We start from the raw sequence: 14,571 nt of genomic DNA on the forward strand, positions 1-14,571 counted from the left end.
GCTTCAGCGCTCCGGCGCCGTGGTGAACACGTAGCCTTCGCCGCGCACAGTGCGGATCAGTACGGGGTCGCGCGGATCATCGCGCAGCTTCTGGCGCAGCCGCGACACCAGCAGGTCGATGCTGCGATCGAACACATCAAGGCCGCGACCACGCGCCTGGTTGATCAGCAGCTCGCGGTCGAGCACGCGGTTCGGATGCTCGACAAAGGTCAGCAGCAGGCGGAATTCGGCATTGGACAGCGGCACCACCACGTCGTCGCCATCGACAAGCTGGCGCAGCATCGTGTTGAGGCGCCAGGTGCCGAAACGCACCTCATGGCCGCCCGACGTTGCCGCCGCGCGGCGGGTGTCACTGCGGCTGCGGCGCAGCACCGTGTGGATGCGGGCCACGAGCTCACGCATCTCGAACGGCTTGGTGACATAGTCGTCCGCTCCCACTTCAAGCCCGACAACGCGATCGGCGAGTTCGGCCCGCGCGGTCAGCATGATCACCGCCACATCGGTCTGCGCGCGTAGCTGGCGGCACAGGTCCAGACCGCTTTCGCCGGGCAGCGACAGGTCGAGGATGACCATGTCATAGTCGCCGGCGGCCATGGCACGCCGCATCTGTGCACCGCCCTCGACGCCGTCGGCCTGCATGCCGAAGGTGGACAGGTACTCGGCGAGCATGGCGCGGATCTGTGGGTCGTCGTCGACGACCAGCAGGCGAATCGGCAGGTTGGGAGCGAAATCCATGAGGCGGTGTGGCGATGCAGGCACGAGCCGGCGATGACAGTGCCGGTCAGAGGGTAAAGCGGCCGACCACTTTACCAGTTCGGCATGCCGGCCCTTTGGCGCCTTTGTATCAAGGCGGATACAAAGGCGTGCCCGCCTGAAACCAGGCCGGCGAGGCCCCGAGGTCCGCAGCGCTACCCGCCGCCGGGGTCATGTCGCGCTGGTAGCGCTTTGTATCTTGAATGCTGCCTGCCGGCGTCAGCCCTGCGCCGCCTTGCCGCCATTCCCGAGCAACGCCTTCAGCGCACCGAGCCGATCCTTCGGACTCATCGCAGGCATGTCGTCCTTCGGCGCCGGCGCCTCTTCCAGCTTCATCTCGCCGATGAACCGCGACGGTTCGCACGAGTAGGTTTCCCGCGCGCGCTTGCGCTTCTTGCACCAGCTGATATGCAGACTGCGCTGCGCACGCGTAATTCCCACGTACATCAGTCGCCGTTCTTCTTCGATCTTCTCGTCGCCCATGTCCTCGTCCTCGCGGCAATGGGGCAGGATGCCCTCTTCCACGCCGACCAGGAACACGTGGGGATACTCGAGCCCCTTCGACGCATGCAGCGTCGACAGGCGCACGGCATCGGGATCTTCCTCGCGGCCTTCGAGCATGCTCATCAGCGCCACGGTCTGGGTGAGTTCGAGCAGGTTCTTGCCTTCGTTGCCAAAGCCGTCGGCATTGTCGAAGCCGGTTGCCTCGCCCTCGGCTTCCGCCTCGGGCTTGGTGCCCTTGCGCTTGAGCCAGTCCAGGAATTCGAGCGTATTGGTCCAGCGCGACTGCGCCTGCCGTTCGTCGAAGGCGTCGTAGAGATAGGCTTCGTAGTGGATGCCTTCCATCAGGTCATCGAGCACCACGGTGGCCGGGTCTTTCGCCGCGCGATCGGCCAGCCGCACCATCGATTCGCAGAACACGCGCAGCGGCTCGAGCTGGCGTGGTTGCAGCTTGGCTTCGATGCCGCCCATCATCGCGGCCTCGAACAACGAAACCTTCGCTTGACCCGCGAACGTGCCCAGCACTTCCAGCGTGGTGTTGCCGATGCCGCGGCGCGGCGTGGTGATCGCGCGGATGAATGCTGGATCGTCGTCCGGGTTGGCGATCAGCCGAAGATAGGCGCAGATGTCCTTGATCTCGGCCTTGTCGAAGAAGCTCTGGCCGCCCGACAGCACATATGGAATGCGCTCGCGGCGCAGGATCTGCTCGAACAGCCGTGCCTGGTGGTTGCCGCGGTACAGGATGGCGTAATCGCGGAACTGCGCCCGGCGTTCAAACTTGTGCGCGGACAGGCGGAACACGACCGACTCGGCTTCGTGCTCTTCGTCGTTCATCGGATTGATGGCGATCGGGTCGCCCATGCCGTGCTCGCTCCACAGCTTCTTGTCGAACAGCTTCGGGTTGTTGGCGATGACCGCGTTGGCCGCTTCCAGGATGCGCACCGTGGAACGGTAGTTCTGTTCGAGCTTGACGACCTTCAGGTCGGGGAAATCGGTCTGCAGCAGGCGCAGGTTGTCGAGCGTGGCGCCGCGCCAGCCGTAGATGGCCTGGTCGTCGTCCCCCACTGCGGTGAATGCCGGCGCGCGCAGGTGCGAACCGCCCGCCAGCAGCTTGAGCAGCTGGTACTGGCACGCGTTGGTGTCCTGGTATTCGTCGACCAGGAAGTAGCGCAGGCGGTTCTGCCACTTGAGCTGTACCGTTTCATTGCGTGCGAACAGTTCGGCGGGCAAGCGGATCAGGTCGTCGAAATCGACTGCCTGGTAGGCGTTCAGCGTAGCCACATAGTTGCGGAAGACCAGCGCGGCCTGGTGTTCGTCGGCATTGGCGGCCTGGGCGATCGCCGTTTCGGGATCGACCATGCCGTTCTTCCACAGGGAGATGGTGCTCTGCACGCCGCGGATCAGCTTCTTGTCGGTGGTGCCCAGCTGCTCCTGGATCAGGCCGAAGCAGTCGTCCGAATCCATGATCGAGAACTGCGGCTTGAGGCCCACGTGCTCGGCTTCCATGCGCAGGATCTGCACGCCCAGCGAGTGGAAGGTACAGACCGTGAGCTGCTTGAGCGGCAGGCGCTTGCCCTCGCGCGTGGTCTTGCCTTCCATCAGCTTGCCGATGCGCTCCTGCATCTCCTTGGCTGCCTTGTTGGTGAAGGTGACAGCGGCGATGTGGCGCGGCTCGAAACCCTTGTCTTCGATCAGGTGGGCGATCTTCTGCGTGATCACTCGCGTCTTGCCCGAACCCGCGCCTGCGAGCACGAGGCAGGGTCCGTCCAGGTAGCGGACGGCTTCGGATTGGGCAGCGTTGAGGCCGTGAGTCATGCGCGGGGAAGGAAGTAGGCGTGGAGAGGGGCAGGCGCCGGGAACGCAACATGCCGCAACAGGCTGGCGTCTGACGCGAAGCTGACCATGCTAACACGCTCTCCAAGCTCGGATCAGTCAGCGGAAATCGCTATTTCGCGGCCCAAGTTGTTGCGAAAGTAACACTTGGTAAGTCCTAAAACCGGCCCTGTCCTGATGCCTCTAACAAATATGGCGGGATCTCCCGTCCACACGTATTTGAGTCACTTTCGGAGCCAAATCATGAAAACCCTACGAGCCCTTTCCAAAGCGACACTGGTCGGCGTGGCCGTTGCAGCCCTTGCGAGCGGATGTGCGGACATGACGCCGAAGCAACGTAATACGGCCATCGGCGCGGCCGCCGGCGGCGTCGGCGGTGCCGTGCTGACCAACGGCAGCGCGGTAGGTACGCTGGGCGGCGCGGCACTGGGCGGCGTGGTCGGTAACGTGGTGACGGACGACAACCACCATCACCACTAATGCCGCCGAAAGGGGCTGGGCCCCGCGTTGACAAAGGCAGGGCCCTCCCGTACATTGCGCGCATCCGACCGGGAGAGCGCGCACAGTCTTGCGCCGCCGAAGGGGTATCACCCGAAAACTCTCAGGCACCACGGACCGTTCGGATCGGCATGCAACATGCACACGATGCATGCCGCACTCTGGAGAGCGGCACCCGCCATCAATGGCGAGCGTGCCCACCGAAGGGGCGCGCGAGGATCGGATCCAACGGATCGGCCTCGTAATCTCTCAGGTATCGAGGACAGAGGGGTCATCCGCCGCAGCGGATTGCGAAGCCATTTGGGCGAAGCAAGCGCTGCGGCGGATGACCTTTTTTCGTTTTCGCAACCGAGATTGCCCCGAGGATTCCCATGACGCTCCAGGCCACGCCCCTCAATGCCATCCACCGCGCCCTCGGCGCCCGCATGGTCGACTTCGGCGGCTGGGACATGCCGGTCAACTACGGCTCCCAGATCGAGGAACACAACGCGGTGCGCAGCGACGCCGGCATGTTCGATGTGTCGCATATGTGCGTGGTCGACCTGAACGGCGCCAATACGCGTGCGTTCCTGCGCGGCCTGCTGGCCAACAACGTCGATAAGCTGCAGACGCCGGGCAAGGCTTTGTATTCCTGCATGCTCGACGAAAAAGGCGGCGTGATCGACGACCTGATCGTCTACTTCTTCGCCGAGGATCGCTTCCGCCTGGTGGTCAATGCCAGCACCGCGCTTGGCGATATCGAGTGGATCCGCGCACGCAATGACGCGACCGGCAGCGGCGTGACCATCACCCCGCGCCGTGGCGATGTGGCACCGGCGGGCGCGCTGCCGCTGGCGATTGTCGCCGTGCAGGGCCCGAACGCGCGCACCAAGGTGTGGAACACCTTCCCGTCCACCCAGCCTTCCGACGCTCTCAAGCCATTCAACGCCGTCGTGGTCCACGACCCGGCCATCGGCGAGATCATGGTCGCGCGCACCGGCTACACCGGCGAAGACGGCTTTGAACTCGTGGTGCCTGCCGAGAACGTCGCTGCCGTGTGGGAAAAGCTCGATGCCGCCGGCGTGCGCCCGGCCGGCCTCGGCGCGCGCGACACGCTGCGCCTGGAAGCCGGCATGAACCTGTACGGCCAGGACATGGATATCAACACCTCGCCGCTCGACGCCGGCCTGGCCTGGACCGTCGACCTGCAGAGCGAGCGCGATTTCACCGGCAAGGCGGCGCTTGCCGCCGCCGGCCAGCGCCAGCAGTTCCTGGGCCTGATCCTGCGTGACAAGGGCGGCGTGCTGCGCGCGCACCAGAAGGTCGTCACCGCGGCCGGTGATGGCGAAATCACGAGCGGCACCTTCAGCCCGTCGCTGTCGCAATCGATCGCTTTCGCGCGCCTGCCGATGGGCGTGGCGGTCGGCGACACGGTGCAGGTGGAGATCCGCGACCGCAAACTCGCGGCGACTGTGGTTAAACTGCCGTTTGTGCGTAATGGCAAGGCACTCGTGAGCTGAGGCGGCAACGCCCCCGCTCACCACAACGGTCGCCCGTCGCGCCTGCCCCCTCGACCGATGGCAGGCGCCCGAACCAAGAACAAATCTGAATCCCGGAGAACCTCATGAATTTCCCCGCTGACCTGAAATACACCGAGTCGCACGAGTGGGTGCGTGTCGAAGCCGACGGCACCCTGACGATTGGCATCACCGACCACGCGCAGGACGCGCTCGGCGACATCGTCTTCCTGGAACTGCCCGAAGTCGGCAAGTCGGTCGGCGCCGGCGACGCGCTGGCCGTGGTGGAGTCGGTGAAGGCCGCTTCCGACATCTACGCCCCGGTGGCCGGCGAAGTGATCGCCGTGAACGAGGCCGCCACGGCCGCACCGGAAAGCGTGAACGCCGACGCGTTCGACGCGTGGCTATTCAAGCTCAAGCCGGCCAACGCCGACGACGTGAACGGCCTGATGTCGGCTGACGCCTACAAGGCCAGCGTCGGCGCCTGACGCCGCGCCAGCCGGCCCTGCACCGCGCATGGGCCGGCCACTGTATTGATGCGCGGCGGCATGGCTGACCACCTGCCACCGCGCCCCCAACGAGGTTCTTGCCATGAACGCCCCGCTTCCCATGACCGCCACCCAAGGTAACCGGCCCACGCTGGCCGAACTGGAGGCGCGCGACGCCTTCGCCGCCCGCCATATCGGACCCGACACCCCCGAACAGCAGCACATGCTCAAGGTGCTCGGCTATGACAGCCGCGCCGCGCTGATCGACGCTGTGATCCCCGAGGCCATCCGCCGCCGCGACGGCATGCCGATGGGCGAGTTCACCGAGCCGCTGCCCGAGGAAGCCGCGCTGGCGAAGCTGCGCAAGCTCGCTGGCAAGAACAAGGTCCTGAAGAGCTTTATCGGCCAGGGCTACTACAACACGCTGACCCCGGCCGTGGTCCTGCGCAATATCTTCGAGAACCCCGCCTGGTACACCGCCTACACGCCCTACCAGCCGGAAATCTCGCAAGGCCGTCTGGAAGCGATGCTGAACTTCCAGCAAATGGTCACCGACCTGACTGGCCTGGACATCGCCAACGCGTCGATGCTCGACGAAGGCACCGCCGCGGCCGAAGCCATGACGCTGCTGCAGCGCGTGAACAAGCATGCGTCGAACACGTTCTACGTGGCTGACGATGTACTGCCGCAGACGCTGGAAGTGGTACGCACCCGAGCCAAGCCGCTGGGCATTGAAGTCAAGGTCGGCCCCGCTGCCGATGCTGCTGCCGCCCACGCGTTCGGCGTGCTGCTGCAATACCCGGGCGTCAATGGTGACGTCACGGACTACCGCGCCATTGCCGATGCCGTGCACGCGGCCGGCGGCCTGGTGGTGGCTGCCGCCGACCTGCTCGCGCTGACGCTGATTACGGCGCCGGGCGAATGGGGCGCCGACGTCGCCGTGGGCAACTCGCAGCGTTTTGGCGTGCCGCTCGGTTTTGGCGGCCCGCACGCTGGCTACATGGCCGTCAAGGACGCGTTCAAGCGGTCGATGCCGGGCCGCCTCGTCGGCGTGACCGTCGATGCGCAGGGCAACAAGGCCTATCGCCTGGCCCTGCAGACGCGCGAACAGCATATCCGCCGCGAAAAGGCCACTTCCAACATCTGTACCGCGCAGGTGCTGCTGGCCGTGATGGCGTCGATGTACGCTGTGTACCACGGCCCGCAAGGCCTCAAGCGCATTGCGCAGCGCGTGCATCGCCTGACCGCCACGCTGGCCGCCGGCCTGCAGACCCTGGGCTTCACGCGCACCAACGCGACGTTCTTCGACACGCTGACGTTCGAGACCGGCTTCAACACCGACGCGATCCACGCTGCCGCAACCGCACGCGGCATCAACCTGCGCCATGCGGGCGCGACGCGCATTGGCGTATCGCTCGACGAAACCGCGACGCGCGATGATGTCGTGGCGCTGTGGGAAATCTTCTCGCACGGCAAGCCGCTGCCCGCCTCGCTGACGTTCGATGCAATCGAAGCCGCGGCCGAGGATGCGTTCCCGGCCAATCTTGCCCGCACCAGCGCATACCTGACGCACCCGGTCTTCAACACGCACCACGCCGAGCATGAGATGCTGCGCTACCTGCGCATGCTGGCGGACAAGGACCTGGCGCTGGACCGCACCATGATTCCGCTCGGTTCGTGCACGATGAAGCTGAACGCGACCAGCGAGATGATCCCGGTGACCTGGCCCGAGTTCAGCCAGATCCACCCGTTCGCACCGCTGGACCAGACCGTGGGCTACCGCGAGATGATCGACCAGCTCGAGGCCATGCTGTGCGCGGCCACCGGCTACGCGGCCGTGAGCCTGCAGCCGAACGCCGGCTCGCAGGGCGAGTACGCGGGCCTGCTGATCATCCACGCCTACCACGCGAGCCGCGGCGAGAGCCATCGCGACATCTGCCTGATTCCGTCGTCGGCGCACGGCACCAACCCGGCGTCGGCGCAGATGGCCGGCATGAAGGTTGTCGTCGTCGCGTGCGATGAAAACGGCAACGTCGACCTGGAAGACCTGGCGAAGAAGGCCGAACTGCACAGCAAGAACCTGGCGGCCATCATGATCACCTACCCGTCCACGCATGGCGTGTTCGAGCAGGGCGTGCAGCAGATTTGCGAGATCGTGCACCAGCACGGCGGCCAGGTGTATGTCGACGGCGCCAACATGAACGCGATGGTAGGCACGGCGGCGCCAGGCCACTTCGGCGGCGACGTGTCGCACCTGAACCTGCACAAGACCTTCTGCATTCCGCACGGCGGTGGCGGCCCCGGCGTGGGCCCCGTGGCAGTCGGCGCGCACCTGGCTGATTTCCTGCCGAACCAGGACAGCGTCGGCTATCGTCGCGACGACAACGGCATTGGTGGCGTATCGGCCGCGCCGTTCGGCTCGGCCAGCATCCTGCCGATCTCGTGGATGTACATCGCGATGATGGGCTCGGCCGGCCTGACCGCCGCGACCGAGAACGCGATCCTGACCGCCAACTATGTCGCCAAGCGCCTGTCGCCGCACTACCCGGTGCTGTACACGGGCCAGCACGGCCTGGTGGCGCACGAATGCATCCTGGATCTGCGCCCGCTGCAGAAGGAAACCGGCATCAGCAACGAAGACGTCGCCAAGCGCCTGATGGACTACGGCTTCCACGCGCCGACCATGAGCTTCCCGGTGCCGGGCACGCTGATGATCGAACCGACCGAGAGCGAAGCACTGCACGAACTCGACCGCTTCATCGACGCCATGATCGCCATCCGCAAGGAAATCGGCCGCGTCGAAGACGGCAGCTTCGACCGTGACGACAACCCGCTCAAGCACGCGCCGCACACCGCGGCCGTGGTCACGGCCAACGAGTGGACGCGCAAATACACACGTGAAGAAGCCGCCTATCCGGTGGCATCGCTGCGCACGCAGAAGTACTGGCCGCCCGTCGGCCGTGCCGACAACGTGTATGGCGACCGCAACCTGTTCTGCAGCTGCGTGCCGATGAGCGAGTACGCGCAGGACTGAGGCCGCCCCTCAGCCCGTGGGCCGGTTACGGCCGTCCCGCGGGCGCGCTATGCTCGACATAGAGGCGCCGCGCTTCGCGGCGCCATCAGCACAGCGGAGGCTGCATGTGGAATCTCAGTGCCCCATGGTGGGAGTTCGTGCTGCGCGGCCTGATTGTGTATGGCGCGGTGCTGGCCCTGCTGCGGATGTCTGGCAAACGCCAGATCGGCCAGCTCACGCCGTTCGACCTCGTGCTGCTGCTGGTAATTTCCAACGCCGTGCAGAACGCCATGAACGCCGGGGACAACTCCGTGACAGCGGGCCTGATCCTTGCCGTCACGCTGGTGGCAGCCAACGCGGTGCTGGGCTACGTGACCTGGCGCAGCCGCAAGCTAGAAATTCTCGTCGAGGGCCGGCCGCAGTTGCTGGTCCACGACGGCAAGGTGTACCGGGACATCATGCGCCGTGAACACATTAGCTTCGACGACCTGAACAAGGCGCTACGCCATGCCGGCTGCAACAGCGTCGCCGACGTGCATTTTGCGATTCTCGAAACCGACGGGACCGTTTCGGTCAAGATGCACGAGCGCCCGCCGCCGACAGCGCCGGGGACCTCGATCTGGAACCAGTCGAACAAGGACGAGGCGGTCTGACCTTTCGTCACCCTTCCCACATCACCTGCAGTCGCTTTCAGGAGACTTTCGTGGCAGTCAGCGTCTTCGATCTGTTCAAGGTGGGCATCGGCCCGTCGAGCTCACACACCGTGGGCCCGATGCGCGCGGCCCTGATGTTTGCCCAGGGCCTGGAGCGCGACGCCCTGCTGCCGCAGGTCGCCAGTGTGCGCGTGGAGTTGTACGGTTCGCTCGGCGCGACCGGCAAGGGCCACGGCACCGACAAGGGCGTGATGCTGGGCCTGATGGGCGAAGCGCCCGATACCATCGATCCCGATTCCGTCGACGGCCGGTTGCATGCGTTGCGCGCGAGCCGCACGCTGTCGCTGCTCGGCCGGCATCCGATCCCGTTCGTCGAGAAGGAGCACATTGCCTTCTACCGGCGCGAGGCCATGGCCGAACACCCGAACGGCATGAAGTTCCACGCGTATGACGCGCAGGGGACGTCGCTGCGCGAGGCACGCTATCTGTCGGTCGGCGGCGGCTTCGTCGTGACCGCGGGCGCGCCGAACACGCAGGTACTCAACGCGGCGCAGCAACTGCCGCATCCGTTCCGCAGCGGCAAGGACATGCTGGAGATGGCGAACGAAAGCGGCAAGTCCATCGCGCGGCTGATGATGGAGAACGAACTCGTCTGGCGCAGCGAGGAAGACGTCACCGCCGGGCTGCTGCATATCTGGGACGTGATGCAGGCCTGCGTCGCGCGTGGCTGCCGCACCGATGGCGAACTGCCGGGCCCGTTCAAGGTCCGACGTCGCGCGCCCGAGCTGTACCGCAACCTGACGGAGCGCGCCGAGCGCACGCTGTCCGATCCGCTGTCCGTGATGGACTGGGTCAACCTTTACGCCATGGCCGTCAACGAAGAGAACGCCGCGGGCGGCCGCGTAGTGACGGCGCCGACCAACGGCGCAGCCGGCATCATCCCGGCCGTGCTCCATTATTACGACCGCTTCGTGCCCGGCGCCGACCGCAAGGGCGTGGTCGATTTCCTGCTGACCGCCGGCGCCATCGGCCTGCTCTACAAGCTCAATGCGTCGATCTCGGGGGCCGAGGTCGGCTGCCAGGGCGAAGTCGGCGTGGCGTGCTCGATGGCCGCCGGCGCGCTCGCGGCTGTGCTCGGCGGCACGCCTGAGCAGGTCGAGAACGCTGCCGAGATCGGCATGGAGCACAACCTGGGCCTGACCTGCGATCCGGTCGGCGGACTGGTACAGATTCCGTGCATCGAACGCAATGCCATGGCCTCGGTCAAGGCCGTGAACGCAGCGCGCATGGCGCTGCGCGGCGACGGCACGCACTACGTGTCGCTCGATTCGGTCATCAAGACCATGCGCGAGACCGGCGCCGACATGAAGACCAAGTACAAGGAAACGGCGCGTGGCGGCCTTGCGGTGAATATCGTGGAGTGCTGAGGCCTTAGCGGCGTATCATGGCGCCAGTCTCCCCGGGCGCCACCTCAGGCGCCTGCAGAAACAGAGCAAAAAGCGAGGCGCCATGCAAACCTTCTATCAGCTGTTCGACGAAACCTCGTCGACCTTCACCTACCTGCTGATCGACGCCACCACGCGCGACGCGATCCTGATCGATCCGGTCGACCACCAACTCGAGCGCGACATGGCCGTGCTGCGCGACGCGGGCGCCAGCCTCGCGTGGGTGGTGGAAACCCATGCCCATGCCGACCACATCACGTCGGCAGGCCATGTCGCCATGCAGACCGGCGCAAAGACCGCTGCGCCATCGGGATGCGACATCAAGCCGGCGCAGATGCAGCTGATCGACGGCGATACGCTCACCTTCGGCACGCAGGTACTGCGCGCGATCCATACGCCCGGGCATACCGCCGGCAGCATGAGCTACCTGTGGGAGGAAGCCACGCCGGATGGCCCATTGCGCCGCGTGTTCACCGGTGACGCATTGCTGATCGACGGCTGTGGCCGCACCGATTTCCAATCCGGCGATGCCGGCACGCTATATGACAGCCTGACGCGCAAGCTGTTCGCGTTGCCCGATGAGACCCTCGTATTTCCGGCGCACGACTACAAGGGCCGGACGTCGTCGACCATCGGCCAGGAGCGTGCACACAACAGCCGCGTGGCCGGACGTACGCGCGATGAGTTCATCGACATGATGCGCAACCTGAACCTGCCGCGCCCGAAGCTGATCGATGTCGCAGTGCCGGCCAACCAGCGGCTCGGGCTGCGCGATGGCGAAAGCGTGCCGCATGGCGCCTGAGTACAGGCGCGTCAAATCCTTCTATTCGGCGCGCCAAAAACTCTGAATTGACTTCGCGCTGACCGCTGCAATACTGATCTCTCTGCCATATCGGGCATGCACTGGCGTTGCGGCGTTGCGCATGGAGCGCGCCGGGCCATCACAGGGAGATGTCATCATGAAGCTGAACACGAGCGCTCACCGCAGCCTGGGTGTGCTGGCAGCCATGCTGGCCGCGCTGGCTCTCGCACCGGCCCAGGCGCAGCAAAAGCCGGTCGCCTATCCTGCCAAGGGGCAGAGCCAGCAGCAGCAATCGAGCGATGACGGTGCCTGCTACAGCTGGGCCAAGCAGCAGACCGGCGTCGATCCGGCACAAGCCGCGGCGCCGCAACCTCAGGCACAGGCGCAGAGCGGCCAGCGCGTGCGCGGCGCAGCAGGTGGTGCGGCGACCGGTGCGGTGGTCGGAGCGATCGCGGGCGATGCCGGCAAGGGAGCCGCGGCCGGCGCAGCGGCGGGTACGGTTGCGGGTGGCGTGGCACACCGGCAATCGCGCAGGCAGGCCGCCGCCGCCAATGAGCAGATGGCAGCCAATACCAGCCAGGCGATGTCAAGCTACTACCAGGCCTGGGGAGCCTGCATGCAGGGGCGCGGCTATTCCGTGAAGTAGGCGGCCGTGGCGGCCGGGCGGTGCGTCAAGCCGCCCAGCGCTCGCAGGCCTGCCGCACCGTTTCGCGCTGGGTGCGCGCGTCGGCGTCGACCTGGCGCAGCCATTCGGCATCCCCGTTGCGATTCTCGGCCAGTGCACGAATATTTGCCAGCGCCTGCATCGACCCCAATGCCTCGGCGTGCGGCACGAGCGCGTCGCAGATCGACAGGATGTGCTCGGCGATTGGCCGGCGCGTCAGCTCGTTGGGGTGCACGTATTCGCCTTCCAGCCCGAAGCGGCAGGCCTGGAAGCGGTTGAAGGTGTAGACCAGGTAATCGTCTTCCTGCGGCATGAACGGGCGCGACAGCAGCAGGTAGCGCGCCAGCATCTGGATGTACGCGGCGATATCGCAGGCACGCTCCACGGTCAGCGGCGTGTCCATCACGCGCACTTCGATCGTGCCGAATTCGGGCTTGGGACGGATATCCCAGTAGAAGTCCTTCATGCTCTCGATCACGCCCGTATTGCGCATTTTTTCGAAATACGCGGTAAAGGCGTCCCAAGTGAGCAGGAACGGCGCGCGCCCGCTCATCGGGAAGGCCGCGACCGAGTTGAGGCGCGCCGACGCAAAGCCGGTATCGACCCCTTGCACATACGGCGAAGAGGCTGCGAGCGCAACAAAGTGCGGCACGTAGCGGCCGATGGCATGCAACAGGAACAGCGACTCATCCGCGCTCGGGCAGCCGATATGGACGTGCTGGCCGAACACCGTGAACTGCTTGGCGAGATAGCCGTACAGCTCCGAGATGTACTGGTAGCGCGGGGAGTCCGAAATGATGCGGTCGGCCCATTGCTGGAACGGATGCGTGCCGCCTCCGCTGATGCCGATGTTCAGCGAGCGAGAGGCGGCCTGCATCAGGTCGCGCATGGTGGTCAGTTCGTCCAGCGCCTGCTGGTAGGTGTGGCAGATGCCCGTGCTGATCTCGATCATCGACGGGCTGATCTCGGGCTTGATATCGCCGGCATGCTGGGCGCCCTTGAGCGCGCGCAACAGGTCAGGCGCGAATGGCGCGAGGTCATAGTCATGCCGATTGACAAGCTGCAGCTCCAGCTCGACGCCGAAGGTCAGTGCTTCGGAATGCTTGAACGGTTCGAGCGACATCAGCGCCCTCCTCCATTGCCGCGCTGGTCGGCACGGACTTCGCCGGCGAAGCGCAGCGCCCAGGCCGCGATCACGGGGCCCAGCAGTTGCTCGATGGCCAGCGCGCACAGGATGATGGCGGCCAGCGGTTGTCCGGTACTCGGATACAGACGCGCGACATCGTTCATCAACAGGTACGCCAGGCCCGACATCGGCGCGAGCGCCAGGCCCAGTGCCATGCACTGGCGCAGGCTCAGGCCAGAAAACGATCCCAGCGACACCACGCCGGCAAACTTCGCCGCATGGCGCAGCAGCACCAGCACCACGGCATACATGCCGCCGACGACCCAGTCTTGCGCCGTGAGCGGCAGGCCCAGCGACACCACCATCACGATGATCAGCAGACTGCCCGCGCTACCGAAGTGCGTCGGCCACACATGCGGCTGGCTGTCCTGGTGCTTGAACACCACGCCGGCCAGCATCAGCGTGAGCGGCATGGACAATTTTAGTACCCGAGTCAGCGCAAGCGTGAACAGCACCAGGCCCACGAGCACAAGGAAGCTGTAGTGGTCGTCGGCCGACATGCGCTCATAGATCGCATGCCCGATCTTGCCAACCACCCAGGCCAGCAGGCAGGAGCCGACCAGCAGATAAAGCGGATGAAGCAGCGCGGCGCCGAGGTTGCCATATTCCGAATGCAGCCAGCCCGTCGCGACCTGCACAATCACGGCGGCATAAATGCTGTTGAGCGCGGCCATGGCCATCAGCCGCTCGGTCACCTGGCCTTCGGCGCGCAACTCGTTCTTGAGCTGCAGCACGATAGTCGGCGAAGTGCTGACTGCGATGCCGCCCGCAAGAATCGCAATCCCGGGCGATGCGCCGATCCACTGCAACACCGCGGCCACCAGGCCCCAGGTCAGCACGCTTTCGAACGCACTGGTCAGCAGCAGCCAGCGGTTGGCGCTCAGCCAGATCAGCGAAAGACGATGCCCCAGCTCGAACAGGGCGAGTGCCAGCGCCATATCGATCAGGATACGGGTCTGGCCGATCATGTTGGTGTCGACGATGCTGCGCCCGAGCATGCCCGCGCAGAGGCCTGCCGCCGCATAGCCGACGATGCGGGGGCAGCCCAGCCAGCGGCGGCATAGTTCGCCCGCAAGGCCAGCGCCGACCAGCGCCAGGCCGACCCAGAACAGGCCGCCGGGGGCGAGCGGAAGTGACGGGAAAAGTTGGCTTAGTCCATTCATGCGTGACATGGTAATGGAAGCACATGACATTCCATGTCAGCCATTGTCTGACACCGCACGCATTGCGCCAACTTCT

At 65.6% G+C, this 14,571-nt stretch carries 12 protein-coding genes and 2 riboswitches; of the genes, 8 read left to right on the forward strand and 4 right to left on the reverse strand.

Annotation, left to right across the window (positions count from 1 at the left end):
• Window positions 1-3: 3 nt before the first annotated feature.
• Together K2O51_RS30055 and K2O51_RS30060 are read right to left on the reverse strand one after the other, a co-directional pair.
• The gene (locus K2O51_RS30055; protein ID WP_011299453.1) at window positions 4-735 is read right to left on the reverse strand and encodes a response regulator; all 732 of its coding nucleotides are present in this window, start codon (window positions 733-735) and stop codon (window positions 4-6) included.
• 237 nt (window positions 736-972) lie between these two features.
• Window positions 973-3,069 carry a UvrD-helicase domain-containing protein gene (locus tag K2O51_RS30060; protein ID WP_140949306.1) on the reverse strand — a complete coding sequence of 699 codons (2,097 nt, stop codon included), beginning with the start codon at window positions 3,067-3,069 and terminating at the stop codon, window positions 973-975.
• Window positions 3,070-3,330: 261 nt separating this feature from the next.
• On the opposite strand from K2O51_RS30060, the gene K2O51_RS30065 reads away from it, so the two are divergent.
• The 8 genes from K2O51_RS30065 to K2O51_RS30100 all read left to right on the forward strand — a co-directional run bounded on the left by K2O51_RS30065 (window position 3,331) and on the right by K2O51_RS30100 (window position 12,128).
• On the forward strand, window positions 3,331-3,567 hold the full coding sequence (locus K2O51_RS30065; protein WP_011299455.1) for a glycine zipper 2TM domain-containing protein: 237 nt from the start codon (window positions 3,331-3,333) through the stop codon (window positions 3,565-3,567).
• Between the two features lie 59 nt (window positions 3,568-3,626).
• Window positions 3,627-3,715: riboswitch (glycine riboswitch) on the forward strand.
• Window positions 3,716-3,736: 21 nt separating this feature from the next.
• A riboswitch (glycine riboswitch) is annotated at window positions 3,737-3,861 on the forward strand.
• 95 nt (window positions 3,862-3,956) lie between these two features.
• Window positions 3,957-5,084 carry a glycine cleavage system aminomethyltransferase GcvT gene (gene gcvT / locus K2O51_RS30070; protein ID WP_011299456.1) on the forward strand — a complete coding sequence of 376 codons (1,128 nt, stop codon included), beginning with the start codon at window positions 3,957-3,959 and terminating at the stop codon, window positions 5,082-5,084.
• Between the two features lie 104 nt (window positions 5,085-5,188).
• A complete protein-coding gene (gene gcvH / locus K2O51_RS30075; RefSeq protein WP_011299457.1) occupies window positions 5,189-5,569 on the forward strand; it encodes a glycine cleavage system protein GcvH in 381 nt (126 codons plus the stop codon).
• A 103-nt stretch (window positions 5,570-5,672) separates the two neighbouring features.
• Complete coding sequence (gcvP, locus tag K2O51_RS30080) at window positions 5,673-8,603, forward strand: aminomethyl-transferring glycine dehydrogenase (protein WP_011299458.1); 2,931 nt, start codon at window positions 5,673-5,675, stop codon at window positions 8,601-8,603.
• 104 nt (window positions 8,604-8,707) lie between these two features.
• On the forward strand, window positions 8,708-9,235 hold the full coding sequence (locus tag K2O51_RS30085; protein WP_011299459.1) for a DUF421 domain-containing protein: 528 nt from the start codon (window positions 8,708-8,710) through the stop codon (window positions 9,233-9,235).
• Between the two features lie 50 nt (window positions 9,236-9,285).
• Window positions 9,286-10,662 carry an L-serine ammonia-lyase gene (locus K2O51_RS30090; protein ID WP_011299460.1) on the forward strand — a complete coding sequence of 459 codons (1,377 nt, stop codon included), beginning with the start codon at window positions 9,286-9,288 and terminating at the stop codon, window positions 10,660-10,662.
• Between the two features lie 82 nt (window positions 10,663-10,744).
• The gene (locus tag K2O51_RS30095; protein WP_011299461.1) at window positions 10,745-11,482 is read left to right on the forward strand and encodes an MBL fold metallo-hydrolase; all 738 of its coding nucleotides are present in this window, start codon (window positions 10,745-10,747) and stop codon (window positions 11,480-11,482) included.
• 157 nt (window positions 11,483-11,639) lie between these two features.
• Window positions 11,640-12,128 carry a YMGG-like glycine zipper-containing protein gene (locus K2O51_RS30100; RefSeq protein ID WP_011299462.1) on the forward strand — a complete coding sequence of 163 codons (489 nt, stop codon included), beginning with the start codon at window positions 11,640-11,642 and terminating at the stop codon, window positions 12,126-12,128.
• Between the two features lie 25 nt (window positions 12,129-12,153).
• Here K2O51_RS30100 and K2O51_RS30105 read toward each other — a convergent pair whose 3' ends face one another.
• Both K2O51_RS30105 and K2O51_RS30110 read right to left on the reverse strand, forming a co-directional pair.
• Entirely contained in the window at window positions 12,154-13,269 is a 1,116-nt protein-coding gene (locus tag K2O51_RS30105; RefSeq protein ID WP_011299463.1) for a YbdK family carboxylate-amine ligase, read from the reverse strand.
• On the reverse strand, window positions 13,269-14,495 hold the full coding sequence (locus tag K2O51_RS30110) for a cation:proton antiporter (protein WP_084791921.1): 1,227 nt from the start codon (window positions 14,493-14,495) through the stop codon (window positions 13,269-13,271). The genes K2O51_RS30105 and K2O51_RS30110 overlap by 1 nt, the downstream gene beginning before the upstream one ends.
• Window positions 14,496-14,571 lie beyond the last annotated feature (76 nt).

Source organism: Cupriavidus pinatubonensis (assembly GCF_019602855.1).
GTDB lineage: Bacteria > Pseudomonadota > Gammaproteobacteria > Burkholderiales > Burkholderiaceae > Cupriavidus > Cupriavidus pinatubonensis.